Here is a 24,171-nt window from a genome sequence, read left to right as displayed (position 1 = left end):
GCAACGACCGTGGGGTTCAGGCCGCGCCCAGCCGCTCGACCGCGGCGTCGATCCGCTCGTCCGGCGCGGTCAGCCCGACCCGGACGTGCCGGGCCCCGGCGGGACCGTAGAACTCGCCGGGGGCGACGAGGATCCCCAGGCCGGCCAGCCGGTCCACGGTCTCGCGGCACGGCTCGTCCGCGCTCGCCCACAGGTACAGCCCGGCCTGCGAGTGCTCGATCGTCAGCCCGGCCTTCTCCAGCCCGGCCCGCAGGCGGGTGCGACGGGCGTCGTAGCGGGCGGCCTGGTCCGCGACGTGCGCGTCGTCGGAGACGGCCGCTTCCAGCGCGGCCTGCACCGGACGCGGAACGATCATGCCCGCGTGCTTGCGGACCTCCAGCAGCCCCGCGACCAGCGCCGGGTCACCGGTGACGAACCCGGCGCGGTACCCGGCCAGGTTCGAGACCTTCGACAGCGAGTGGACCGCCAGCAGACCGGTGGTGTCGCCGTCACAGACGTCGGGGTGCAGCACCGACCGCGGTGCCGGGTCCGCGTCCCCGGGCAGGCCGAGGTAGCACTCGTCCGAGGCCACGACCGCGCCCCGCTCCCGCGCCCAGGTGACCACCTTGCGCAGGTGCTCGACCGGCAGGACCCGGCCGGTCGGGTTCGACGGAGAGTTCAGCCACACCAGCCGGACCCGGGCCGGACCGGCGGCGGTGAGCCCGTCGGAACGGACGTGCCCGGCACCCGCCAGCCGCGCCCCGACCTCGTAGGTCGGGTACGCCAGCTCCGGGATGACGACGGTGTCGCCCGTCCCGAGGCCCAGCAGCGTCGGCAGCCACGCGACCAGCTCCTTGGAGCCGATCGTGGGCAGCACCGCGGCCGGGTCGGTCCCGGACACGCCGAAACGCCGCTGCAGCGAGGCGACGACCGCCTCGCGCAGCGACGCCGGACCGTGTGTCGTCGGATAGCCGGGCTCGGCGGCGGCGGGCCCGGACAGCGCCTCCCGCAGCACCGCGGGGACCGGGTCCACCGGGGTGCCGACCGACAGGTCGACGATGCCGTCCGGGTGCGCCGACGCGCGCTCACGCGCCCCGGTCAGCGAGTCCCACGGGAAATCGGGGAGGTCGAGCCTGCTCACTCGTCGTGTTCCTGCGGGGGCAGGCTCTTGGCCGGCTCCACGTCACGGTCGATCTTGCCCAGCTTCGAGGCGCCGCCGGGCGAGCCCAGCTCGTCGAAGAAGTCCACATTGGCCTTCGTGTAGGCGGCCCACTGGTCGGGGACGTCGTCCTCGTAGTAGATGGCCTCGACCGGGCAGACCGGCTCGCACGCACCGCAGTCGACGCACTCGTCGGGGTGGATGTAGAGCATGCGTCCACCCTCGTAGATGCAGTCCACCGGGCATTCCTCGATACACGCCTTGTCGAGCAGGTCGACGCAGGGTTCGGCGATCACGTAGGTCACTTCGGTGGTCCTCCACTCGGAGCAGCGGGCACCCGGAGATCACGTGGTGGAAGGGTGCCCGGTCAAACTGGGACGCCCGCAGGTTAACCCGCGCCCCCCGGCGGGGCAGGAGTGAGGTGGTCGGCTTCATGCTCGACGAGCTGGCAGGACGGCGCGTGTCCCTGCGTCACCGCATCGCACCGGAGACCGCGCCGGGTCCCGGGCTGACCGACGCGGTCGGTGAGCTGGAGCACGACGGGCCCGACGCCGTCGTCGTGCACACCCGGTCGGGGCCGGTCCGGGTGCGCCGCGACGCCGTCGTCGCGGTCCGGGAGGTGCCGCCCGCCCCGGCGCGGCGGGCGTCCCGGGCCGCCGTGGACCGGTTGGAACGGGTGCGCGCGGCCGCCTGGCCGGCCCCGGTCGTCGAGGAGCTGGGCGGCTGGCTGCTGCGCGCGGCGGGCGGCTGGACGCGGCGGGCGAACTCCGCGCTCGCGCTCGGGGACCCGGGGATGCCGGTGGAACGCGCCCTGGAACGGGTGCGGGGGTTCGCCGGGCGGCACGGCATCGCCCCGGCGGTGCAGGCACCGGTGGACGCGCCCTGGTCGAACCGGGTGGCCGAGGCGGGCTGGGTACGGGACGCGAGCCCCGGGACCTGCACCGTGCTCGTCACCGGCGCCGCGTCCGACGGCCCGGCGCCGCGGTGGCCCGCGACGCCCGGGCCCGGCTGGTGGGCGGCCCAGGGCGAGCCGGAGCCCCCGCCCGGCGCGCCCGCGTGGGCGGTGCTGACCGGGGTGCTGCGTCCTGGTGAGCAGAGCGCAGCGACCCGGAGCGACCCCGTCCCGATCGGGTTCGGGACGCTGCACGACGGCGACGGGACACCGGTCGCCTCGGTGCGTGCCGCCGTCGTCGACGCGCACGTCTACGTGTCACGGCTGTGGGTGGTCCCGGCCGCGCGCCGGGGCGGCCACGCGTCCCGGCTGACCCGGGAGGCGCTGGCCTGGGGCGCCGCCCACGGGGCGCGGCACGGGATGCTCGACGTCGCCGACGACAACACCGCCGCGCTCGCGCTCTACCGCGGCACCGGGTGGACCGACCACCATCGCTACCACTACCTGGTGCCCGCGGACTGACCCGTCCGGACGGTCGGGCTCAGGCGAACCCGCGGCGGGCCAGCCACTCACGGGCCTGCCGGGCGGCGCGCTTGAGACCCGACCACTCCCCCAGGTACTTCCCGACGACGCCGACGACCGGCAGCAGGCCGAGCCACTGGTGGTAGAAGCGGCCGTGCGGACGCTTGTCGAGCTCGTCCTCGACACCCCACAGCGCCCGCCCGAGGCGCCAGACCGCGCTGCCGACGCGCTGGAGCGTGGCCCGCCTGCCGTCCCCGGCGAGGTCGCCGGTGAGCTCCTCGGCGCGGGCCTGGGCAGCGGCGTCCTCGGCGGCGGACAGCTCCCGGGCGTCGAGGTCGAGCTCGCGCCGGAACAGCACCGACGCCAGCAGCTCCACGAGCCGGTCCTCCGACCGCACTCCGTGCTCGCCCGCGATCGCGACGAGCAGCAGCCCCTCGCCCGCCGCGCCGACGGCGTCGGACACCGGCAGCGTGCGCGCCAGCGCGCCGCCCAGGCCCGGGATCGCGGCGATCAGCGTCGTGAACCGGCCGACCCGGTAGACCCACCAGTCGCTGCGGGCCGGGACGTCCATCGCCGCCCACGCCGAGGTACCGGGGACCTTCACCGACGCCAGCGCGTCGAGGATCTTGTCGGCGAGGGAGCGCTCCTCGTCGGTCGCGCCCTGCGGGCCGCCCGAACCGGGCGCCACCCTGGCCCGCAGCCCGAACGGGTCGGCCTCGCGCAGCCCGTCCAGCACCGGGCGGGTGGCCCGCACGAACGGCCGCAGGACCCGCACCAGGTCGTCGTCGGAGATCGTCATCGGGTCACCTTCCGGTCGCGGCCGTCCGCCAGCCGGTCGAGCGCCCTGCGGAACGACACCACGCCGGTCACGGCGCCGGCGACGAGCAGCAGCAGCGACTCCCAGTTCACCGGGAGCAGGAGGTCCCCGCCCGGTCCGAAGAAGCCGAGCACGAGCACCGCGCCGAACCACACGACCAGCGGGGCGGCGGCACCCGCGGGGGTCGGGAGGATCTCGGTCGCCGTGGTGTGGACCAGCCACGGCAGCGAGACCACCACGATCAGCGTGCCCAGCGGCACCGGGACCGGCCCGATGTAGAGCATCTGGAACATCAGCTCGAAGGCCACCAGCAGCAGCGAGATCACCAGCAGCACCAGCGCGAGCGGCAGCCTCGTCACGTCGCTCACCCGTCGACCCCCTCGAACAGATCCGACTCCGTCGTGCCGGGCGGCGCGCCGGCCAGCACGTACTCCTCGGTGCCCAGCAGCGGCTGGACGATCCCGTTGCTCATCGCGAACGCGACCCAGCCGTCGCCGCTGCGGACGTCGATCTGGGTGGCGTGCGCCCGCATCGCGGCGACGCGCTCGGCGTCGTGGGCGCCGACGTCGACCCGTGTGGTGACGGCGGCGGCGTCGTGACCGGGGTGCTCGTCGGGCTCCGGCCAGCGCAGCCCGGTGCGGTCCGGGTCCCCGCCGAGGGCGGACAGCAGCTCGGTCAGCCCCTCGTCGAGCAGCGAGCTCGACCGCACGGCGAAGTACAGCTTGGCCACCACGTCCGGTCGTGCCCCGGCCGCGGCGACGGCCAGCTCGTGCGCGCGGACGTGGTCGGGGTGGCCGTAGCTGCCGTCCGCGGCGTAGGAGACCAGGACCTGCGGGCGGACCTCGTCGATGATCTCCAGCAGCTGCGCGAGCTGGGTGCCGAACGGCTCCGTGGCGGCGAACGCCCGCGGGTGCAGCTCCGGCGGCAGCGCCGCGCGGGTGCCGTGCCCCACCAGCACCATGCCGGAGTCGCGCCACCGGCCGGGGCCGCCGAGCCAGCGGTGCCGGGGGCCGCCGAGGGCCGCCAGCGCGGCGTCGAGCTCGCGGATGCGGTAGCCGCCGAGCTGGTCACCGCGGTCCGGGGCGAGCTCGGCCAGCTCCGGGCCGATCACCTCGCCCTCCTCGCCGAGGGTGCAGGTCACCACGGTGACCTCGCAGTCCGGGTCGGCGGTGTAGCGGGCGACGGTCCCACCGGTGGTCAGGGTCTCGTCGTCCGGGTGGGCGTGGACGAGCAGGAGGCGACGAGCAGGCACCGGGGGAGCCTACGGGGCGATGATCGACCCCGCCGCGGTGTGGGGGACGACGGGCAGCGGGAACTCCGCCGCCTCCCCCGTCGCGGGCGGGAACGTGATCGTCGCGCCGGTCAGCGGCACGGTGGGCACCGCGGTCCCGGCCAGCCCCGCGGGCTCCACCCCGTCGCGGACCAGCAGGTCCCCCAGGGCCGCGATCATCGCCCCGTTGTCGGTGCACAGCCGGGGCACGGGCACCCGCAGGGTGATCCCGGCACCGGCGCAGGCGCGCTCCATCTCGCTGCGCAGCACGCGGTTCGCCGCGACCCCACCGACCATGAGCAGGGTGTCCGCGCCGCGCTCGGCACAGGCCCGCAGCGCCTTGCGGACCAGGACGTCGACGACGGCCATCTGGAACGACGCGGCGACGTCGGCCACCGGCACCGCCCGGCCCGCGTCCTGGGCCGCCTCCACGTGCCGCGCCACGGCGGTCTTGAGCCCGGAGAAGGAGAACCCGAACGCGGCATCGCGCGGGCCGGTCATGGGGCGTGGGAACGCGATCGCGGCCGGGTCACCGTCCAGCGCGGCCCGCGACACCGACGGTCCTCCCGGGTAGGGCAGCCCCAGCAGCCGCGCGACCTTGTCGAACGCCTCGCCCGCCGCGTCGTCAACGGTGTCGCCGAGGTGCTCGACCGGGTCCCGGGCCAGGTCCCCCAGTGCCAGCAGCGAGGTGTGCCCGCCCGAGACGATCAGGCAGACGCAGCGGTCGGGCAGCGGCCCGTGCTCCAGGACGTCGACGGCGGCGTGCCCGGCCAGGTGGTGCACCCCGTACAGCGGCACGTCCAGCGCCGCCGCGTACGCCTTCGCCGCGGCGACGCCGACGTGCAGCGCGGGCGAGAGCCCCGGCCCCGCCGTGACGGCGACGGCGTCGACGTCGGACAGCGACACCCCGGCCGCCTCGACCGCCGCGCGCACCATCGGCGTCACCGCGCTCACGTGGGCGCGGGCCGCGACCTCCGGGACCACACCGCCGAAACGGGCGTGCTCGTCCGCCGACGACGCCAGCCCCTCGCCGAGCAGCACCCCGTCCCGGACGAGACCGGCACCGGTCTCGTCGCACGACGTCTCGATCCCCAGAACCAGCGACACGCCACCCAGTTTCGCACCGGGTGGCGTGTCGTGGCCGTGGGGTCCTGCTCGGACGGGTCGTGCTCGGTCAGGTCCGCAGGAGCGCGCGCTCCTCGGCGAAGTGACAGGCCACCCGGTGCCCCGGGCCGGACGCGATCTCCAGGACCGGCTTCTCGTCGATGCAGCGCGCCTTGTCGGCGTCGGACAGCTCCAGGTGCTTCCAGCACCGGGTGCGGAACCGGCAGCCCGACGGCGGGTCGGCCGGGTTGGGCACGTCCCCGGTCAGCACGATCCGCTCCCGTACCCGCTCGACCTCCGGGTCCGGGACGGGCACCGCCGAGATCAGCGCCTGGGTGTAGGGGTGCTGCGGCCGGTCGAACAGGTCGTCGCGGTCGGCGACCTCGACGACGTTGCCCAGGTACATCACCGCGACCCGGTCGGAGATGTGGCGCACCACCGACAGGTCGTGGGCGATGAACAGGTAGGTCAGGCCGAAGTCGCGCTGCAGCTGCTCGAGCAGGTTCAGGACCTGGGCCTGGATGGACACGTCCAGGGCCGAGACGGGCTCGTCGAGCACCACGAACTTCGGGTTGAGCGCGATCGCGCGGGCGATGCCGACGCGCTGGCGCTGCCCGCCGGAGAACTCGTGCGGGTAGCGCTCGGCGTACTCGGCCGAGAGCCCCACGGTCTCGAGCAGCTCCGGGATCGTGGTGTCGGTGAGCTCGCCGCCGAGCAGCTCGTACTTCTCCGACAGGATCGACCGGACCGTCATGCGCGGGTTCAGCGACGCGTACGGGTCCTGGAAGACGATCTGCATGTCCTCCCGGGCCGAGCGCAGCTCGGACTGCCCGAGCGCGGTCACGTCGCGGCCGTTGATGTGCACGCTGCCCGCGGTGGGCTCGTGCAGCCGCAGGATCGCCCGGGCCGCGGTCGACTTGCCGCAGCCGGACTCACCGACCAGCGACAGCGTCTGCCCCTCGGGGATCTCCAGGTCGATGCCGTCGACGGCCTGCACCACACCGACGGTGCGCTGGATGAGCACGCCGGAGCGGATCGGGAACGACTTGGTCAGCCCCGCGGTGCGCAGCATCGGCTCGCCGCTCGCCGTCTCCGCGACGTGCGCCTCGGATCCCGGCACGGCCGGCTCGCGCGGCGTGGCGGCGGCCTCGCCGACCTCGTCGGCGTGCAGGCAGGCGTGCAGGTGACCGGGCCGGTCGGTGAGCTGGACCAGCTCCGGGGTCCTCTCCGCGCAGGACGACGTGGCGAACCGGCAACGCGGGTGGAACGCGCAGCCCGACGGGACGTGCGCGAGGTTGGGCGGCTGGCCGGGGATCGGTTCCAGCTTCTCCGGCCGGGCCTGGTCCATCCGCGCCAGCGACGAGAGCAGCCCGTAGGTGTAGGCGTGCCGCGGCTCGGCGAAGATCTCGTCGTTGGTGCCGGTCTCGACGACCTTCCCCGCGTACATGACCATGATCCGGTCGGCGTGCGCCGCGACCAGGCCCAGGTCGTGGGTGATCAGGACGATCGCCGTGTCGCGCTGCTCCTGCAGCTTCTCCAGCAGGTTCATGATCTGGGCCTGCACGGTGACGTCGAGCGCGGTGGTCGGCTCGTCGGCCAGCAGGACCTTCGGGTCGTTCGCGAGCGCCATCGCGATCATCGCGCGCTGACGCATCCCGCCGGAGAACTCGTGCGGGTACTGCGACGCCCGCGCGGCCGGGTTCGGGATGCCGACCTCGCCGAGCAGGTCGACGGCGCGGCGGCGCGCGGTGACCTTGCCGGCCTGCCGGTCGTGCGCCCGGATCATCTCGGCGATCTGGTCGCCCACCTTGTAGACCGGGTTCAGCGCGGTGAGCGGGTCCTGGAAGATCATCGCGATGTCCTTGCCGCGCAGCTTGCGCTGCTCGGACTCCGGCATCGTCAGCAGCGAGCGTCCCTCCAGCAGCACCTCGCCGCTGGGGAACGTCGCGGGCGGGGTCGGGACGAGACCCATCAGGCTCATCGCCGACACCGACTTGCCCGACCCCGACTCCCCCACGATCGCGAGGGTCTCACCGCGGTCGACGTGCCAGCTGACACCGTCGACGGCCTTGACCACGCCCGCGTCGGTGGCGAAGTGCACCCGCAGGTCGCGGACCTCGAGCATGTGCTCGCTCCGGTTCTCGGTCACGGGTCAGTTCCTCCCGCGCAGCTTGGGGTCGAGGGCGTCGCGCAGGCCGTCGGCCACGAACGCGAAGCCCAGCGTGGTGATGGCGATGGCGGCGGAGGGGAAGATCCACAGGAAGCTCTTGCCCGGCACCGACAGGTACTGGGACGCCTGGGAGATCAACCGGCCCCACTCGGGGACGTCCGGCGGGACGCCGACCCCCAGGTAGGACAAGGTCGCCATCGCGACGACGACCACGCCGATCGAGGTGAAGGAGTACACGAGCACCGGTGCGACGGCGTTGGGCAGGATGTGCCGGGTCAGGATCCGCCGGGTGCCCGCCCCGATCGAGCGGGCGGCCTCGACGTACTCGGCCTCGCGCAGGGCCAGCACCTGACCGCGCATCAGCCGGGCCGTCGTCATCCAGCCCAGGGCCACCAGCGCGATGACGACCGGCAGCGTGCCACCGCCGACCGCGCGGACGATCACCAGCGCGCCCACCAGCGGTGGGAACGCGAGGAAGATGTCGATGATCCGCGCGATCACCGCGTCCCAGGCGCCGCCCTTGAAGCCGGCGAGCGCGCCCAGGGTCAGCCCGAGGACCAGCGAGAAGAAGACCACGGACAGACCGACGATCATCGCGAGCCGGACGCCGTAGATGATCCCGGAGTACAGGTCGCGGCCCAGGACGTCGGTGCCGAAGAAGTGCGCCGCCGACGGCGGCTGCAGGGTGTTGAGCAGGTTCTGCTCGAACGGGTCGTAGGGCGTCGAGAACGGCGAGATGATCGCCATGACGATTTCGAACGCGACGATGACCAGCCCGGCCATCGCGAGCTTGTTGCGCCGGTAGCGCCGCCAGATCTCGGCGAACTGGCCGTTCGACCGCGCGCGACGGGGACCGCCGGGGGCCGGCGCGACGGCCTCGGCGGGGTCGCCGCCCGGCAGTCCGAGCGCGGCGGCCGGATCGGTGGCCGGCGCTCCGGGGGTGGGTGGTGGGTTCATGCGAGGGATCGCCTCACTCAGTCAGCTCAGGCGGATGCGCGGGTCGAGGTAGGCGTAGAGGATGTCGACGAGCATGGACAGCAGCACGTAGGCCACCACGCTGTAGACGACCACCGCCATGATGACCGGCGCGTTGTTGTTCGTGATCGCGCGGGCCAGCAGGAACCCCGCGCCGTTGTACTGGAACACCGTCTCGGTGACGATCGCGCCGCCGATGTAGGTGCCCAGGGTGAGCCCGACGAACGTGACGACCGGCAGCAGCGAGGTCCGCATGGCGTGCCGGCCGATGACCGTGCGCTCGGACAGCCCCTTGGCGCGTGCGGTGCGGATGTAGTCGGCCTGCAGGACCTCCAGCATCGACCCCCTCATGAGCCGGGCGACGAACGCCGACTCGATGATCGCGAGGGTGAACGCGGGCAGGACCACGTCCCAGTACCAGGGCACCTCCTCGAGGAAGCTGCGCGGCACCGGTGGGAACGGACCGACCCCGGAGACGTTCGCGACCAGGAAGATCGCGACGACGAACACCGGGACACCGATGCCGATGGTGGACACGACGGTGACGAACACGTCCCAGAACGAGTAGCGGCGCACGGCGGCGATCACGCCGGCCGTCACCCCGAACAGGACGAGGAACAGCAGCGCCACGACGGCCAGCAGGATCGTGTTCGGGACGGTCTCGGCGAGCAGCTGGGAGACCGGGCGCCGCTGGTCGAAGTCGAGACCGAAGTCGCCGGTGACCATGTTGCCGAGGTAGTTCACGAACTGGACCGGCAGCGGCTGGTCGAGACCGAACTTGGCGCGGTTGATCGCGGCGACCTCGGGCGGGACGACCTTCTCGCCGGTGGAGGCGAACGGGTCCCCGAGCGAGAACGTGGCGATGAAGATCAGGAACGCGGTGACGACGACGACCAGGATCCCCTGGAGCAGCCGCCGGAGGATGAATCTGCCCATGGAAGCACGGACTTTCGTGTGGTGGGAACGCCGCACGACGGCCCGCGTCCCGGGGTCACCGGGACGCGGGCCGCGTCAGCGGGACGTCACTTGAGGGTGATCGTGTCGAACGTCGGGTCCTCGGAGAAGTCCATGTTCACGTTGCCGAACTTCTCGGTGTTGACCAGGCGGGACTGCTGGCGGAACCAGAGCGGGATCAGCGCGAGGTCGTCACCGATCGCGATCTTCTCGGCCCGCTTGTAGAGGTCGTTGCGGGCCGCCTCGTCCTGGGTCTGCGCGGCCTGCGCCAGCAGCGCGTCGAACTCCGGGTTGGAGTAGCGGCCGCGGTTGTCGCCCTGGGCCGGCTCGCTCGGCGAGGTGGCCCCGATCGACTGGGTGGCCAGCAGCGGGAACAGGTAGTTGCCCGGCGTCGGGTAGTCCGCGCTCCAGGCCGCGCGCCAGAGGCCGGAGGCCTCGGGCTGCTGCTCGTTGTCGAGCAGGTCACGGAACGGGACACCGGTGTAGGTGACCTTCAGCCCGAGGTTCTGCTCGAGCTGCTGCTTGACCGCCGCGGTCCACTCCTCGTGGCCGGCACCGGTGTTGTACTGCAGCTTCACCTCGGTACCGGGGGTGAGACCGGCCTGCTGCGCGCGCCGCTTGGCCTCGTCCGGGTTGTAGGTGCACGCGGTGCAGACACCGGAGGTGTAGGCGTCCGGGAAGTTCGGCGGGATGAGCGCGTCGGCGGGCGAGGTCGAGTTCTGCAGCACGCCCTGCACGATCGCCTTGCGGTCGATCGCCATCGAGACGGCCTTGCGGGCGTCCGCGCTGTCCAGCGGCTTCGTGGTGACCGAGACCAGCAGGTAGTTGTTGCCGTTGGTCTTCTTGTTCAGCCACTTGCCCTGGGGCTCGTAGGTCGACTTGGCCTGGTTGAGCACCGGGGTGGGCATGCGCGCCCAGTCGAACTGGCCGTTCTGGAACCCGTTGTACTCGGCGGTGACGCCGCCGCCCTCACCGGACGGGACGATGGTGATCTCGACGGAGTCGAGGTTCGCCCTGGTCCCCGCGGTGTAGGCGTCGTTGCGGACCAGCCGGATGCCGCGGTCGTGCTGCCACGGGCCGTCCATCTTGAACGGACCGTTGCCGACCGGCAGGTCGTTGTAGGTCTTGTTGTCGGCCGCGCCCGCGGACGTCGGGACCGGGCTCAGCGCCGGGTGGTAGGTCCGCAGCTCGAACTCGCAGTCGGGCTTGGACAGGGTGACCTTGAGCTGGTTCGGGTTCGTCGCGTCCACCCCGGCCAGCGCGTTCGCCGTGCCGGCCTGGATCTCCGCGTAGCCCTGGACCTCGTCGAGGTGGTAGGAGACCTCCGAGGCCGACGCCTTGGCCGCGGTGCGCTCCCAGCCGCGCTTGAACGACGCGGAGTTCAGCACCTCGCCGTTCGAGAACTTCTGGTCCGGCTTGAGGTCGAACACCCACTGCGTGCAGTTCTGGTTCGGCGTCCACTTCGACGCCACGCCGTCGTACACGTCGCCGTTGGGCCGGACCTTGATCAGCCCGGTGAACAGCGCCCGGTTCACGAGGGTGCCCTCGGACTCCTGGGTGTTGTACGGGTCGATCGCGGTCGGCTCGGTGATGGCCAGCCGGAACGTGCCACCCGGCTTGCCGGGCACCTCCGGCTGGTCCGGGGTCTCCTCGAACCCGGCGGCGGTGTCGCCGCTGCCCCCCGTGTTGCTCTGCTGGCTGCAGCCCGTGAGGACGAGCCCCACGACCGCGGTCAGGGCGATGGCCGAGGCGGCCGCCCTTCTTCCCCTCATCTGCCGTGCCTCTCGAGATGTCATGGGGTGCACGCCGTCGTCGCACCCGTCCGGGACGCGGCGGACCGCCAGATGTGTGCCGGGGCCCGTCGGGAGGCACGCTAGGAATCGCGGCGCTCCAGCGGCGAGCCCCGCAGCCGATCGTGGTGAAACGGTGACCGTTGATCGGCGTAACGGACTCGCAGCCGGACCGGACAGTAACAACGGGACCGTTGCGTCGCACAGCCCTCGATGCACGCCGAAACACAGTTGGTACTTACGTACCACTCGCCGTCACCGGGTAGCAGCGGAGTGCGTCCGAACGGACGCGTCCGGCCGGGTCAGTCGGCGTCGTCGCCGGTCGGGCGTTCGCCGGAGCCCTCCGGCTCCGCCCAGGTCCGGGCGTCCGACATCGGGCCGGTCGCGATCGGGCCCGGGGTGACCCGGGTGGCCGCGTCGGTCGGCGCGTTGCTGACGACCAGACCCTGTGCCTGGTAGAGCGGCAGCGCGGGCAGCTGGCGCCACAGCACCCGCTCGGCCTCCGCGACGACGGCCGGGTCCGGGCTGTCTGCGACCAGCAGCTCGGCGAGCAGCGGTTGCAGCGCGGGGAAGCAGGCGACACCCGGGAGCTCGCCGGGCACCGCGTCCGCCGGGCAGCCGTAGTCGGAGTCCAGCCGGGGCCCGATCGCGCCGTAGGCGGCACGGGGGGCGACGAGGACGTCGACGGCGACCGGCGCCCCGGAGTCGGGGGCACCCGTCGTCGTCGGGGCGGCGGTCGTCGTGGCCGGGGCCGCCGGCGGCGTGGTCGCCGGCGCGGCGCCGTCGCCGGGGACCGGGCCCGCGCCCGGTGCGGGCGTGGCGGTGGGGGTCGGCGTCGTCGGGGCCACGCTCGGGTCGGTGAGCAGGTCCGGTGCCGGCGGGGCGACGATGGTGGCCCCGATCCCGCCCGCCTTGAGCTGCTCGGCCACGACGCGGGCGACGTCCACGTCCTCGGTCCGCTCGGCTCCGGCACCGATGACCACGGCGAGCGGGCGCCCGGCGAGGGTCCACCGGCCGTCCTGACCCCGGACGTAGCCGGCCTCGGTGAACGCCGCCGCGGCCGCGGCCGGGTCGGGACGGCCGGGGGCTCCCGCGGGCGCGGTCGGGACGTAGCCGGCGTCCGACGGGGCCGCGCCGAAGGCGTCCACCGCCACGGCGTCGGGGTTGACGCGCTCGCGGATCGCGTCCCGGTCCAGCAGCGCCGCGACACCCTCGCGGACCCGGGGGTCGGCCAGCGGACCGTCGGCGGTGCGGAACTCGAGCTGCTCGACGGCCGGACGCGGCCCGCGCTGCACCGTCGGGGGCTTGGGGCCCCGGGCCAGGACCTCGAGGGCCTGGGTGATCTCCGGCCGGGCATCGGGCAGGGCGAGGTCGACGCCCTGGCTCTCCAGCGCCGTGGGCAGGGTGTTCGCCGGGATCCGGCGCAGGATGATCTCGTCGACGACTGCCGCGGTCGCCCAGTACGGGTCGTTGCGGGCGAGCAGGACCTCGCCGCGCAGGCGGTCGACCTGCATCAGCCGGAAGGGCCCGCCGGACGCGGGCACGCCGCCCGCGAACGGGGCGGTCCAGCCCCCGGGCGCGTCCTTGAGCAGGTGCGCGGGGAGCAGGTCGGCGAACAGCTCCTGCCAGTGCGGGTAGGGCTCGCGGAACACGACGTCGACCGCCTTGCCCGCGGCGCGCGAGCGCACGTCGGTGATCTCCCGGTAGCCGGCGGCGCCGATCGTGTTCGGCCGGCTGCGCATCTGCTGCCACAGGTAGACGAAGTCCTCGGCGGCGATCGGCGCGCCGGTGGACCACCCGACGTCGCGGTTGAGCTCGTAGCTGACGGTGAACGGGCTCTGCGAGGTGACCGTCGCGGACGTGGCGACGGTGGTGTCGAGCTGCGGCACGCCGCGGGCGTCGGGCCGGAACACCGACGGCAGCGTCATCGACGCGATCGCCGTGGTGACCGCCGACTGGTCCGACCGGAGGTGCGGGTTGAACCCGGGCCCGAGGTCGTCGACCCCGACCACCACCCGGGTGGGCGCGGTGACCGGCTCGGTCGGGCGGTTCGTCTCCGGCGGGGGCGCCGGCTGCGGGTCCGCGGCGCAGCCCGTCAGCGCCAGCAGGGCGACCAGCAGGAGGGCCGGGAGCGCCCGGAAGCGTCGACGTGCTCTCACGTCCGCAGTATCCCCACCGGGGCGGGCATGCCCGCCGGACGGGGTCCGGCGGGCGTCTCCGCTCTGCTCACCGATACGCAACACCGCAGCGCACGGGCCGTACGGGTCACTTCGTGGCGTTGGCCGCGGCCTTCGCGCGGGACCGGGCACGAGCCCGCAGGTTCGGGTCCAGCTCGATCTTGCGGATCCGGACGTTCTGCGGCGTGATCTCGACGCACTCGTCGGTCGCACAGAACTCCAGCGACTGCTCGAGGCTCAGGATCGTCGGCGGGATCAGCTTGACCAGCACGTCGGACGTCGACGAGCGGATGTTGGTCAGCTTCTTCTCCCGGGTGATGTTGACCTCGAGGTCCTCGTTGCGGGTGTACTCCCCGACGACCATCCCGCCGTAGACCAGCGTGGTCGGCCCGACGAACAGCGTGCCGCGGTCGGCGAGCTGGTCGATCGCGTACGGGGTGACGGGGCCCGTGCGGTCCGAGATCAGCGAGCCCTTGTTGCGGGTGCGGATCTCACCGACCCACGGGGCGTAGCCGTCGAAGACGTGGCTGGCGATACCCGCACCACGGGTGATCGTCAGGAACTCGGTGCGGAAGCCGATCAGGCCGCGCGAGGGCACCCGGAACTCCATCCGCACCCGTCCCTCACCGTGCACCATGTCGCCCATCTCGCCCTTGCGGGCGGCGAGCAGCTGGGTGACGGCGCCGAGGCTGTCGTCGGGGACGTCCACCGACAGCTGCTCGAACGGCTCGTGCAGCCTGCCGTCGATGGTCTTGGTGACCACCTGCGGACGGCCGACGGTCAGCTCGAAGCCCTCGCGGCGCATGGTCTCGACCAGGATGGCCAGCGCGAGCTCACCGCGGCCCTGGACCTCCCAGGCGTCGGGACGCTCGGTCGGCAGCACGCGGATGGACACGTTGCCGACCAGCTCGGCGTCGAGCCGGCCCTTCACCAGGCGGGCGGTCAGCTTCTTGCCCGGGATCGGGTCGCGACCGGCCAGCGGGGAGGTGTTGGTACCGATCGTCATCGAGATGGCGGGCTCGTCGACGTGGATGCGGGGCAGCGCGACCGGGGTCTCCGGGTCGGCGAGGGTGTCGCCGATGGTGACCTCGGCGATGCCCGCGACGGCGACCAGGTCACCGGCGCGCGCCTCGTCGGCGGGGACCCGGGTCAGTGCCTCGGTGCGCAGCAGCTCGGTGATCTTGACGCGCGGGGTGGTGCCGTCCTCGCGGCACCACGCGACCTGCTGGCCGCGGCGCAGCACGCCGGCGCGGACGCGGCAGAGCGCGATACGGCCGAGGAAGCTGGACGCGTCGAGGTTGGTGACGTGCGCCTGCAGCGGGGCGTCGACGTCGTCGGCGGGCGGCGGGACCACGTCGAGCAGGGTCTCGATGAGCGGCTCGAGGTCGTCGGAGTCCGGGAGCTCGCCGTCGGCGGGGCGGATCCGGGAGGCCTTGCCCGCACGCCCGGAGGCGTAGACCACCGGGAGGTCGAGCAGGTGCGCGGTGACCAACTCGTCGAGCTCCAGCTCGTCGGCCAGCTCCAGCAGCAGTTCCAGGGACTCGTCGACGACCTCGGCGATCCGGGCGTCGCCGCGGTCGGTCTTGTTGACCACGAGCATGACGGGCAGGCCGGCGGTCAGGGTCTTGCGGAGCACGAAGCGGGTCTGCGGCAGCGGCCCCTCGGAGGCGTCGACGAGCAGCACCACACCGTCGACCATGGACAGGCCGCGCTCGACCTCACCGCCGAAGTCGGCGTGGCCGGGGGTGTCGACGACGTTGATCGTCGTGCCGTGCCAGTTCACCGCCGTGTGCTTGGCGAGGATGGTGATGCCCTTCTCGCGCTCCAGGTCGTTGGAGTCCATGACCCGGTCGACGAGCTCGGCGCGCTCGGCGAACGCACCGGACTGGCGGAGCATCGCGTCCACGAGCGTGGTCTTGCCGTGGTCGACGTGCGCGACGATCGCGACGTTGCGCAGCTCGGGTCGGCCTGCCCGATCGGGCACGGCGTCGCTCTCGAGCGAGGAACGAGCGTCGAGGGCCGAGGCGGAACGAGGGATGGTCACACCCCAACGGTATCCGCTGCAAGTCCTTCACCACGCCCCGGGCGCAGGTTAGCCTGACCTCATCATGGGCAAGGTCAAGAAGAAGTGCTGTCGGTCCAAGCCGAAGCGGTGCAAGAGCTGTCCGGTGGTCGCGCTACGCCTGCGCAAGGCGGGTGCGGACGATCTGAGCGGTAAGGCACTGGACCGGGCGATCAAGATCGCGCGTATCTACTGAACGGACGTATGACCCGTTGACCTGCGAGGACGTCGCGGTCCGGGTTGCGTGCGCACCGCCGGTCCGGTAGGGCCGCGGCAGGCCGGGCGGCGGAGTCCGGCAGCTCCGGACCCGGCTGTGCCCGGACCTCGGACGGATCTTCGTACCCGTTCCGTACGCTGCGCCGAGACGACCGGCGGCCGGGCCGGGCATGGCCGGAATCACAGTCGGCCGGGTGGTCCGGCGACACCGTGCGTCGTGGCGTTCGCCTGCCGTTCACCCGGCGGCCCGGCCCGCGGCACCACCGGGACCGGCCGGGTGCCCGGTGACGGCCTCGCGCAGGCGGGCCAGGAGCTGCTCGGGGCACCGGAGCTCCGCGGGCTCGACGACGAGCGTGCGCCACCCGTGGCGGCGCAGCACCGCCCGCCGCCACGCGGGTCCGCAGCCGTCGGCGCCGGCTCCGGCGTCGACCGGGTCGTGGACCTCGACGACCAGCCGGGCGGCGGGGAACGCCAGGTCCAGCACCACCCCGGCCACCACGACGTCGGTCCGCGCACCCCGCACACCGCGTGCGACGAGCAGCGTCCGCAGCCCGTGGCGGGCACGGACGGCGACGCGTCGCGACGCCCCGGTCAGCATCCGGCCGACGGCCACCGACCCGTGCGCGCCGGTGGCGCGGGCGTGCGTCCCGAGTAGCTCGTCCACGTCGAGGACGCCGGTGGTCAGGACGTGGTCGAGCAGCGCCTCCCCCGGTACCGACGGGTCGGCGGCCGCCTCCAGCACGGCGGCCGCGGGCCGGCCGACGGCCACCCCGTCGCGCACGACGACGTCGCACGGGTCCAGCTCGCGGCGCCGGACGAGGATCCCCGCGCGCGACCGCGGCGCCCGCCTGCGCGGGACGGTGACCGTGACGACCTCGGGTGCGCCGGGCAGCAGACCCCACCACCAGGCCGCCGCGGCCCCGCTCAGCACGGCGTCCTCCCCCGCCCACAGTGCGGCGGCACGGACCCGCGACCGCTCGGTCGGCGGGTGGGCGGCGTCCCGGTAGACGCGGGGGTGCACGGGTGTCCACCGCCGCGCGGCGAGCCTGCGGTCGACCTGGTCGGTGGACAGGCCGTGGGCGAGCGCCTGGGCGCGGGTGACCAGACCGTCCTGCCCGGCCACGAGCCGGGTGAGCGGATCGGTGTCGCGCCGTCTCCCGGGGCCCACCGGTGCGGTGCGGACGGCGGACGGGGTGGGGGCGGTGGCGTTGCGGTTCATGCGGCTTGGACGACGCCCGGGCCCGATCGGTTCCACCGGATCCGCGACGACCGCCGTTCCGGCACGGGTGACCGCGGGTCAGGTGCGCAGCAGGGCCACCAGCTCCGCGACGACGGCCCGGTCGGCGTCGAGCCAGCCCAGCGCCGCCACCTCCCGCGGCCCCACCCAGCGCAGCGCGCGGTGCTCGCGGGCCGCGGGCTCCGGGGACCCGGCATCGAGCCGGGCGGTGTGGATCCGCAGCACGCGCCGTCCGATCGGCAGGTCGGTGCCCAGCCGTTCCCCGACGGTCACCCGGGCGCCCAGCTCCTCGGCGCACTCCCGGGCCAGTGCGTGCGGCTCGCCCTCCCCGTCCTCGACGCCGCCCCCCGCGGCGGGCGTGACCCGTGTCGAGTGCCGCAGCACCGCCGCCGGACCCGCCGCCAGCTCCGACCACAGGCCGTCGGCCCCGGCGCGGGTGATCCGGGTCCGGCACGCGAGGAACCCGCCGGGCAGCGCGACCCGGATCTCGTCCCCGGCCACGAGCAGCGCCGCCGGTGCGGTGAACCGGGCTCCCACCCGCGCGACCGCGCGGGCCGAGGGACCGGACTCCCGCAGCACCCCCGCGACGAGTCGGGGCGGTCCGTCCACATGATGGTCCAGGCTCAGCACCGGCACACCGATGATCCTCGCAGCCGGCTCCGCGACCGGCCGGGCCGCGGGCCCGCCGACGCTCCCACGGCGGCGGGTCGGGCCCGTCGCGGCCAATCTCGCCGAAACGGCCCGCTCGCGCCGCCGCACGGTCACGCTGGGTGCCGTGTACGCGACGTCCACCCCCGACGACTCCGCCGGACCGCCCTGCGCGGCCCGCCCGCCCGCCGTGCGCGCCATCGGCCTGACCCGCGATTTCGGGGCGGTGCGCGCGGTCGACGGGGTCGATCTCGACGTACCGATGGGCTCGGTCCTGGGGCTGCTCGGACCCAACGGTGCGGGCAAGACGACGCTGATGCGGATGTTGCTCGGGCTGCTCGCCCCCACCCACGGCGAGGTCGAGCTGCTCGGGCGACGGCTGCCGCAGCGCGCGGCGGAGGTGCTGCCGCACGTCGGGGCGCTCATCGACGCGCCGGCCCTGCACCCGCACCGCACCGGCCGGCAGAACCTGCTGCGGGCCGCGGCCGCCGAACCGCTGCTGGACTCGGCGCGCATCCCGGGCGCGGTCGACGCCGTGCTGCGCCGGGTCGGGCTCGCGGAGGCGGCCGACCGCCGGGCCGGCGAGTACTCCTCGGGGATGCGACGGCGCCTCGGGCTGGCCGTGCCGCTGCTGACCCGGCGGCGCCTCGTCGTCCTCGACGAGCCGACCGACGGGCTCGACCCGGCGGGCACCCGCGAGGTGCGCCGTCTGATCGCGGAGATGAACGCCGCGGGCGCGACCGTCGTCGTCAGCTCGCACCTGCTCGGGGAGATCGAGGCGACCTGCAGCCACGTCGCGGTGCTGCAGGCCGGGCGCCTGCTCTGCGCGGGCCCGCTCGACGAGCTCGTCGACTCCGGCCCGTCGGCGCTGGTCGTGACGACCCCGGACGGCGAGCGCGCCGTCGCGGCCCTGCTGGCCCGGGGGATCGACGCCGAGCACGGTGCCCGGGACCGGGTGTTCGTCCCGGCCGGGACCGCAGCCCCCGACGTGGTCGCGACGCTGGTCCACGCCGGCGTCGCCGTGCACAGGGTGACCCGGCCCGCCGCCCGGCTGGAGGAGTTCTTCGCCCGGCTCACCGAGGACCCGGACCCGGTGGGCGCCGGGCACGGAGCCCGACGGTGAGCGCGGGGGTGCGTCCCGAGCACACCTGGGGCGCTGCCTCCTCCCGGGCCGACGACTGGGCCGCGCACCCCGCGGCCGCCGGCCCGTGGGACGACCACGTCGAACACGGCACCGACCGGACCGCACCGCACCGCACCACACCGGGCCCCACCGCCGGCCGGGCGCCCGGGCCGGCCGGCGGGGCGCCGGGCACGCCCGGCGTGCGGGCGGTCCCCCCGACCGGCCCGGCGTCCGCGCAGCCGCAGGCCGGGACGCGGTCCGCCCCGGCCGGCCCCGCCCGGCCCCGGTCGCGGGTGGTGGGCGGGCGCTCCCCGCGACGCCCCACCTCCGCCCCGTTCGGACGGCTGCTCCGCTCCGAGCTGGAGCTCGCCCTGCTGCGACCGCGCACCGCGGTCGTCCTCGTCTCGGCCGCCCTCGTGCCGCTGCTCGCCACGATCGCGCTCGGCACCGACACCGGCCGGCTGTCCTTCGCGCTCGGGACCCTGACCGTCGCCCTGTCCGAGCCCGCGGCGTTCGCGCTGGGGATGCCCGTCGTACTCGTCGCGGCCGACGCGTTCGCCGCGGAGCGGGCCCGCGGCACCCTCGACGCCCTGCGGCTGTCCCCCGTCACGCCGGGGCGGCTGCTCGGGCTCAAGGCGGCGGCGGTCGCGGTCACCTCGCTGCTCGCCGCCGCGACGACGGTCGTCGTCGCCCTGGTCTGCGGTGGGCTCGTCCTGGGCGCGGGCCCGTTCGGGGCCGGCGCCACCCTGCTCCGCGCACTGGTGCTCACCGGCTGGGCCGCGGTGCAGCTGTGCGGGCTCGGGATGCTGCTCCTGGCGTTGTCCACACTGGTCCGGCGACCCGCGGGGGTGGTGGCGACCGGGCTGGCCGCGCTGACCGTCGCACCGCTGGCGACCGTGCTGTGGGAGCCGGTCGCCCCGGTCCTGCCGACCGGGCACTGGCACGAGGTCCTCGCCGGGGTGCTCGCGGCGCCCGTCGACCCGTCGCCCCTGTGGGCGACCACCGCGCGTGCGGCCGGGTTCGTGGTCGCCGGTGCCGGTGTCGCCGTGTTCGCCCTGACCCGCCGCGACGGCTGAGCGCTCGGGCCCGGGGCCCGGACCGGGACCATCCGGACACCTCCCACCGCGACGGGGTGCGCCGTCTGCGCCACGATGGGGCGATGTCCACCCCGACGCTGACCGACGCCGAGATCGCCGACGCGCTGCAGAAGCTGCCCGGTTGGGATCGCGACGGCGACTCCATCGTCCGCACCGCCACCCTGCCCGACTTCGGGGCCGCGATCGACGTGGTGGACCGGGTCGCCGAGGACGCGGAGGCCGCCGACCACCACCCGGACATCGACATCCGCTACGACACGCTGACCTTCCGGCTGTCCACGCACTCCGAGGGCGGACTGACCGCGAAGGACGTCGACCTCGCGGCCCAGATCTCCGACCGCGTCAGCGCCGCGGGCGGCTGAGCCACCCCCGGGCGCCGCGGTGCTGCGGGCGGCCGGACCGCGCTCGGCGTCCGCAGGACCGGGACCGGCCGGGCGCGGTTCAGAACCGCCGGTTCGCCAGTACCGGGATCTGCTCGCGGACGGTCGCGGCCGCGGCCGGGTCCACGTCGACCACCAGCAGACCGGGCTCGGCCCCGAGCGCGTCGACGATCTCACCACGCGGACCGGCGACCAGGCTGTACCCGATCCCGGTCGGGGCCCTGCCGTGCTCGCGGCCGACCGTCGTCGGGTCGGCCTGGTCGCAGGCCACGACGAACGAACCGGTGTCCATGGCACGGGCCCGCACCAGCAGCTCCCACTGCTCGCGCTTGCCCGGACCCGCACCCCACGAGGCCGGCACCAGCAGGACGGTGGCGCCGTCGTCGGCGAGACGCTGGTACAGGCCGGGGAAGCGCACGTCGTAGCAGGTGGACAGGCCCACCGTGACCGGCTCGTCACCCACGCCGACCACCACCGGCTCGGTGCCGGGCTCGACGGTGTCGGACTCGGCGAACCCGAACGCGTCGAACATGTGGATCTTGTCGTAGTGGGTGTCGACGCCGCCGCCGGTCGCGAGCAGCGTGTTGCGTACCCGGCCGTCCCCGGACGGCGTGAACATCCCCGCGACGACGGTGATCCCGGCCGTACGGGCGACCTCGCGGACCCGGGTGGCCCAGGGTCCGTCCAGCGGCTGCGCCACCGGGCCGAGCGGGACCCCGAAGCAGCACATCGTGGCCTCGGGGAACAGCACGAGCTGCGCGCCGGCGTCGGCGGCGGCACGGGTGCGGCGTTCCACCTCGGCGAGGTTCTCCTCCGGATCCGGGGTGGACACGATCTGGGCGAGGGCGATCCGCATGTGCCGGTGGTACCACGCCTGCCGCAGACGTGGGGTACGGTCGTGGCGTGCTGAACGCGTACTACTGGTTTCGCCGGCCGGCCCGGGATGGGCTGGCAGGTGCCGTAGCGCGCTGACCTCCATCCCCTCGAGCCGGCATGTCGGACCGGCTCGGTCGAGGTGATCCGGGGCGGTCCGCCGGGTAAGGACCATCGTCTCCGATGAGTGCGAGCACCACCCCTCTGCAGGTCGCCCCGACCGACGACCGTCGCATCGAGCGGATCAGCCCGCTGATCTCGCCGGCGCTGCTGCGTCACGACCTGCCCTGCGATCCCCGGGTCGCCGACACCGTCACCCGCGGTCGCGCCGCGGTCACCGACGTCCTCGACGGCCACGACGACCGGTTGCTCGTCGTCGTCGGGCCGTGCTCGGTGCACGATCCGGACGCCGCCCTGGACTACGCCCGCCGCCTCGCCACCCGCGCCGAGGAGCTGTCCGGCGAGCTGTGCATCGTGATGCGCACCTACTTCGAGAAGCCACGCACGACCGTCGACTGGAAGGGCCTGATCAACGACCCGGGCCTGGACGGCACCTTCGACGTGAACCGCGGCCTGCGCACCGCCCGCAAGCTGCTGCTCGACATCTCGGCGCTCGGGATGCCGGTCGGCTGCGAGTTCCTCGACCCGATCACCCCGCAGTACATCGCCGACGTGGTCACCTGGGGCTCGATCGGCGCCCGCACCGCGGAGAGCCAGGTCCACCGCCAGCTGGTCAGCGGCCTGTCGATGCCGGTCGGGATCAAGAACGCCACCGACGGGGACATCCGCGCGGCGATCGACGGGATGCGCGCGGCCGCGGCGTCGCACGTGTTCATGGGGGTCAACGCCGACGGGCTCGCCGGCCTGGTCACCACCACGGGCAACCCGGACACCCATGTCATCCTGCGCGGTGGGGCCGTGCCGAACTACTCCGCCGCCGACGTGACCGCCACCGCCGACGGGCTGCGCGCGGCGGGGCTGCCGGAGCGCGTCGTGGTCGACGCCAGCCACGGCAACAGCGGCAAGGACCACGTGCGGCAGGCCACCGTCGTCGCGGACCTGGCCGAGCGCATCGCGGGCGGGGAGCGCGCCGTCACCGGCCTGATGATGGAGAGCTTCCTGGAGGCGGGCCGCCAGGAGCTGGGGCCGGACATGGTCCGGGGCCGCTCGGTGACCGACGCCTGCATGTCCTGGGACACCACCGACGACCTGCTGGGCACCCTCGCCGACGCCGTGCGCCGAGGCCGCCGCTGAGGCCGTCCCGCTCACCCCGGGCCGTCCAGCAGGTCGAGCACCCGGCGGCGGAGCAGCTCGTACTGCGCGCGGCACCGTCGCGGCGGGCCGGCCGGCCGGACGACCACCCGGGGCGGGTGGACCGTCTCGCCCGGACCGAACTGGTCCCGGGTGAGGTCCACCTCGGCGCCGCCGGGCAGCCAGTTCCACCAGTGGTAGCCCTGCAGCCGGCCGTCGGCGTGCCACACCTCGGCCAGCAGCAGGTCACCGCCGAACAGGTCGTGCAGGACGAGCGCCGTCGCCCCGCACTGGCCCCGCGACGGGCGGCCCGGCGACCAGGTCGCCACGTCCGCGACGTCGCAGGTGTCACGCCCCCAGGAGGCACGCAGCGCGGCGGCCACCCGGGCCGGGACGGGGGGCGAGGCCGGGGGCGACGACGGCGCGGTGGTCATGGCGACGACGCTACGACCGGCCCCCGACAGTTCCGGGCCGTCGCCGGTCAGGGCGGCGCCGGGTCGAGGTGCCGTGCCATCAGGACGTCGTCGACGGGCGTCCCGTCGACGACGAACTCGCCGCGCAGCACGCCCTCCTCGACGAAACCGCAGCGCCGGTACAGCGCCCGCGCCCGGGTGTTCGGGCCCAGCACCCGCAGCGTGAGCTTGCGCCCTCCGGTGTCGCGGGCCCGGGCCACCGCGGCGTCGACCAGGGCACGGCCGACACCGCGGCCGGCGTGCCCGGGATGCACCGCGAGACCGTCGACGTGGCGGACGTGGTCGTGCGCCGGGACGGCGGGCGGTGCGGTCCCGACGATCACGTACCCGGCCACGACGCCGTCGTCGTCGGCGACGAGCACCTCCCCGACCGGGGTCCGCTCCAGGAACGGCTCGGGCCGCGGCGGGGCGGGGCTGACCTGCGCGGTCCAGGTCAGGGCGTCGATCCGGGTGAGGGCGGGGTCGTCGGAGGGCGTCGCCGGACGGACCGTCAGCACCGGGACGCCGGGCGCCCGACGGGCCGGTCCATCCGCGTCTCGCTGATGCCGTCGGGTCGGTCCACGACACCCCGGTCGACGAACCCGAGCCGCCGGTAGAAGGCCGCGGCGCGGTCGTTGCCGATCACCACGTGCAGGGCCAGCGTCCGCGCGCCCCACCCGGCTGCGCGGTCGAGCACGGCGTCGACGAGGGCGGTCGCGGCTCCGCCGCCGCGCGCGTGCGGGGCGACCCACAGGGCGATGAGGTCGGCGACACCCTCGCCGTCCGGCGGGACGGCCACGACCTGCCCCGCGGGGCGGCCGTCGACGTCGACCACCAGGTAGCGGCCGGGCGCGGCGAGCCGGTCGCGCCACTCCCGCTCCCCCGCGCCCAGCCAGTCGGCGAGCCTGCTGTGGAACGCCTCGGGGGCCTCGGCCAGCGCGGCGAGGCGCAGGTCGCGCCAGGTCTCCCAGGCGTCGGGTCCCAGCTCCCGGACGGTGATCACGGATGGCCTCCCGGACGGAC

General features: G+C 74.5%; 24 protein-coding genes. 6 read left to right on the top strand and 18 right to left on the bottom strand.

Annotated features, from left to right (window positions below):
• Positions 1 to 16 precede the first annotated feature (16 nt).
• Entirely contained in the window at positions 17 to 1,120 is a 1,104-nt protein-coding gene (dapC, locus tag KPF47_RS14665) for a succinyldiaminopimelate transaminase (protein ID WP_224389356.1), read from the bottom strand.
• On the bottom strand, positions 1,117 to 1,443 hold the full coding sequence (gene fdxA, locus KPF47_RS14660; RefSeq protein ID WP_224389355.1) for a ferredoxin: 327 nt from the start codon (positions 1,441 to 1,443) through the stop codon (positions 1,117 to 1,119). The genes dapC and fdxA overlap by 4 nt, the downstream gene beginning before the upstream one ends.
• A 128-nt stretch (positions 1,444 to 1,571) precedes the next feature.
• On the opposite strand from fdxA, the gene KPF47_RS14655 reads away from it, so the two are divergent.
• Positions 1,572 to 2,552, top strand: coding sequence for an N-acetyltransferase (locus KPF47_RS14655; protein ID WP_224389354.1), 981 nt, complete (start codon positions 1,572 to 1,574; stop codon positions 2,550 to 2,552).
• Positions 2,553 to 2,571: 19 nt separating this feature from the next.
• Here KPF47_RS14655 and KPF47_RS14650 read toward each other — a convergent pair whose 3' ends face one another.
• From KPF47_RS14650 to typA, 10 genes are all read right to left on the bottom strand, one after another.
• Entirely contained in the window at positions 2,572 to 3,351 is a 780-nt protein-coding gene (locus KPF47_RS14650) for a hypothetical protein (RefSeq protein ID WP_224389353.1), read from the bottom strand.
• Positions 3,348 to 3,737, bottom strand: a complete 390-nt coding sequence (locus KPF47_RS14645) for a hypothetical protein (RefSeq protein WP_224389352.1) — start codon at positions 3,735 to 3,737, stop codon at positions 3,348 to 3,350. The genes KPF47_RS14650 and KPF47_RS14645 overlap by 4 nt, the downstream gene beginning before the upstream one ends.
• On the bottom strand, positions 3,734 to 4,621 hold the full coding sequence (gene mshB / locus KPF47_RS14640; protein ID WP_224389351.1) for an N-acetyl-1-D-myo-inositol-2-amino-2-deoxy-alpha-D-glucopyranoside deacetylase: 888 nt from the start codon (positions 4,619 to 4,621) through the stop codon (positions 3,734 to 3,736). Before mshB ends, KPF47_RS14645 begins: the two co-directional genes overlap by 4 nt.
• A 9-nt stretch (positions 4,622 to 4,630) precedes the next feature.
• Positions 4,631 to 5,746 (bottom strand): tRNA (adenosine(37)-N6)-threonylcarbamoyltransferase complex transferase subunit TsaD, encoded by a 1,116-nt coding sequence (tsaD, locus tag KPF47_RS14635; protein ID WP_224389350.1) that lies wholly within the window; start codon positions 5,744 to 5,746, stop codon positions 4,631 to 4,633.
• 67 nt (positions 5,747 to 5,813) lie between these two features.
• Positions 5,814 to 7,892 (bottom strand): ABC transporter ATP-binding protein, encoded by a 2,079-nt coding sequence (locus tag KPF47_RS39690; RefSeq protein ID WP_224389349.1) that lies wholly within the window; start codon positions 7,890 to 7,892, stop codon positions 5,814 to 5,816.
• 3 nt (positions 7,893 to 7,895) lie between these two features.
• Positions 7,896 to 8,870, bottom strand: coding sequence for an ABC transporter permease (locus KPF47_RS14625; RefSeq protein WP_224389348.1), 975 nt, complete (start codon positions 8,868 to 8,870; stop codon positions 7,896 to 7,898).
• 21 nt (positions 8,871 to 8,891) lie between these two features.
• Positions 8,892 to 9,824, bottom strand: a complete 933-nt coding sequence (locus tag KPF47_RS14620) for an ABC transporter permease (RefSeq protein WP_224389347.1) — start codon at positions 9,822 to 9,824, stop codon at positions 8,892 to 8,894.
• Between the two features lie 86 nt (positions 9,825 to 9,910).
• The gene (locus KPF47_RS14615) at positions 9,911 to 11,614 is read right to left on the bottom strand and encodes an ABC transporter substrate-binding protein (RefSeq protein ID WP_224389346.1); all 1,704 of its coding nucleotides are present in this window, start codon (positions 11,612 to 11,614) and stop codon (positions 9,911 to 9,913) included.
• A gap of 320 nt (positions 11,615 to 11,934) precedes the next feature.
• Positions 11,935 to 13,791: an ABC transporter substrate-binding protein gene (locus KPF47_RS14610; RefSeq protein WP_224389345.1), complete on the bottom strand. Its 1,857-nt coding sequence runs from the start codon at positions 13,789 to 13,791 to the stop codon at positions 11,935 to 11,937.
• Between the two features lie 106 nt (positions 13,792 to 13,897).
• Entirely contained in the window at positions 13,898 to 15,793 is a 1,896-nt protein-coding gene (gene typA, locus KPF47_RS14605; RefSeq protein ID WP_224389922.1) for a translational GTPase TypA, read from the bottom strand.
• Between the two features lie 124 nt (positions 15,794 to 15,917).
• Here typA and KPF47_RS14600 point away from each other — a divergent pair, with 124 nt between their 5' ends.
• A complete protein-coding gene (locus KPF47_RS14600) occupies positions 15,918 to 16,067 on the top strand; it encodes a hypothetical protein (protein WP_224389344.1) in 150 nt (49 codons plus the stop codon).
• Between the two features lie 255 nt (positions 16,068 to 16,322).
• Here KPF47_RS14600 and KPF47_RS14595 read toward each other — a convergent pair whose 3' ends face one another.
• Positions 16,323 to 17,306 (bottom strand): hypothetical protein, encoded by a 984-nt coding sequence (locus KPF47_RS14595; protein WP_224389343.1) that lies wholly within the window; start codon positions 17,304 to 17,306, stop codon positions 16,323 to 16,325.
• Positions 17,307 to 17,384: 78 nt separating this feature from the next.
• Entirely contained in the window at positions 17,385 to 17,960 is a 576-nt protein-coding gene (locus tag KPF47_RS14590) for an NUDIX domain-containing protein (protein WP_224389342.1), read from the bottom strand.
• 4 nt (positions 17,961 to 17,964) lie between these two features.
• On the opposite strand from KPF47_RS14590, the gene KPF47_RS14585 reads away from it, so the two are divergent.
• The 3 genes from KPF47_RS14585 to KPF47_RS14575 all read left to right on the top strand — a co-directional run bounded on the left by KPF47_RS14585 (position 17,965) and on the right by KPF47_RS14575 (position 20,554).
• Positions 17,965 to 19,095, top strand: coding sequence for an ABC transporter ATP-binding protein (locus KPF47_RS14585; protein ID WP_224389341.1), 1,131 nt, complete (start codon positions 17,965 to 17,967; stop codon positions 19,093 to 19,095).
• Positions 19,092 to 20,171 carry an ABC transporter permease gene (locus tag KPF47_RS14580; RefSeq protein ID WP_224389340.1) on the top strand — a complete coding sequence of 360 codons (1,080 nt, stop codon included), beginning with the start codon at positions 19,092 to 19,094 and terminating at the stop codon, positions 20,169 to 20,171. The genes KPF47_RS14585 and KPF47_RS14580 overlap by 4 nt, the downstream gene beginning before the upstream one ends.
• A gap of 83 nt (positions 20,172 to 20,254) precedes the next feature.
• On the top strand, positions 20,255 to 20,554 hold the full coding sequence (locus KPF47_RS14575) for a 4a-hydroxytetrahydrobiopterin dehydratase (protein WP_224389339.1): 300 nt from the start codon (positions 20,255 to 20,257) through the stop codon (positions 20,552 to 20,554).
• A gap of 79 nt (positions 20,555 to 20,633) precedes the next feature.
• On the opposite strand, the gene KPF47_RS14570 is transcribed toward KPF47_RS14575, so the two are convergent.
• Positions 20,634 to 21,428, bottom strand: a complete 795-nt coding sequence (locus tag KPF47_RS14570) for a carbon-nitrogen hydrolase family protein (RefSeq protein WP_224389338.1) — start codon at positions 21,426 to 21,428, stop codon at positions 20,634 to 20,636.
• 200 nt (positions 21,429 to 21,628) lie between these two features.
• Between KPF47_RS14570 and KPF47_RS14565 the strand changes: the two genes are divergently transcribed.
• A complete protein-coding gene (locus tag KPF47_RS14565) occupies positions 21,629 to 22,699 on the top strand; it encodes a 3-deoxy-7-phosphoheptulonate synthase (protein WP_224389337.1) in 1,071 nt (356 codons plus the stop codon).
• An 11-nt stretch (positions 22,700 to 22,710) separates the two neighbouring features.
• Here KPF47_RS14565 and KPF47_RS14560 read toward each other — a convergent pair whose 3' ends face one another.
• From KPF47_RS14560 to KPF47_RS14550, 3 genes are read right to left on the bottom strand one after another with little or no spacing between them, the layout of a single operon-like run.
• On the bottom strand, positions 22,711 to 23,130 hold the full coding sequence (locus tag KPF47_RS14560; RefSeq protein ID WP_224389336.1) for a hypothetical protein: 420 nt from the start codon (positions 23,128 to 23,130) through the stop codon (positions 22,711 to 22,713).
• A 47-nt stretch (positions 23,131 to 23,177) separates the two neighbouring features.
• Positions 23,178 to 23,666 (bottom strand): GNAT family N-acetyltransferase, encoded by a 489-nt coding sequence (locus tag KPF47_RS14555; RefSeq protein WP_060713213.1) that lies wholly within the window; start codon positions 23,664 to 23,666, stop codon positions 23,178 to 23,180.
• A complete protein-coding gene (locus KPF47_RS14550) occupies positions 23,660 to 24,151 on the bottom strand; it encodes a GNAT family N-acetyltransferase (protein WP_060713214.1) in 492 nt (163 codons plus the stop codon). Before KPF47_RS14550 ends, KPF47_RS14555 begins: the two co-directional genes overlap by 7 nt.
• Positions 24,152 to 24,171 lie beyond the last annotated feature (20 nt).

The sequence above is a fragment of the Pseudonocardia sp. ICBG1293 genome (genome assembly GCF_020131355.1).
Classification (GTDB): domain Bacteria; phylum Actinomycetota; class Actinomycetes; order Mycobacteriales; family Pseudonocardiaceae; genus Pseudonocardia.
The sequence above is the reverse complement of the archived record's forward strand: the minus strand, read 5'-3'. Positions and strand labels throughout refer to the sequence as shown.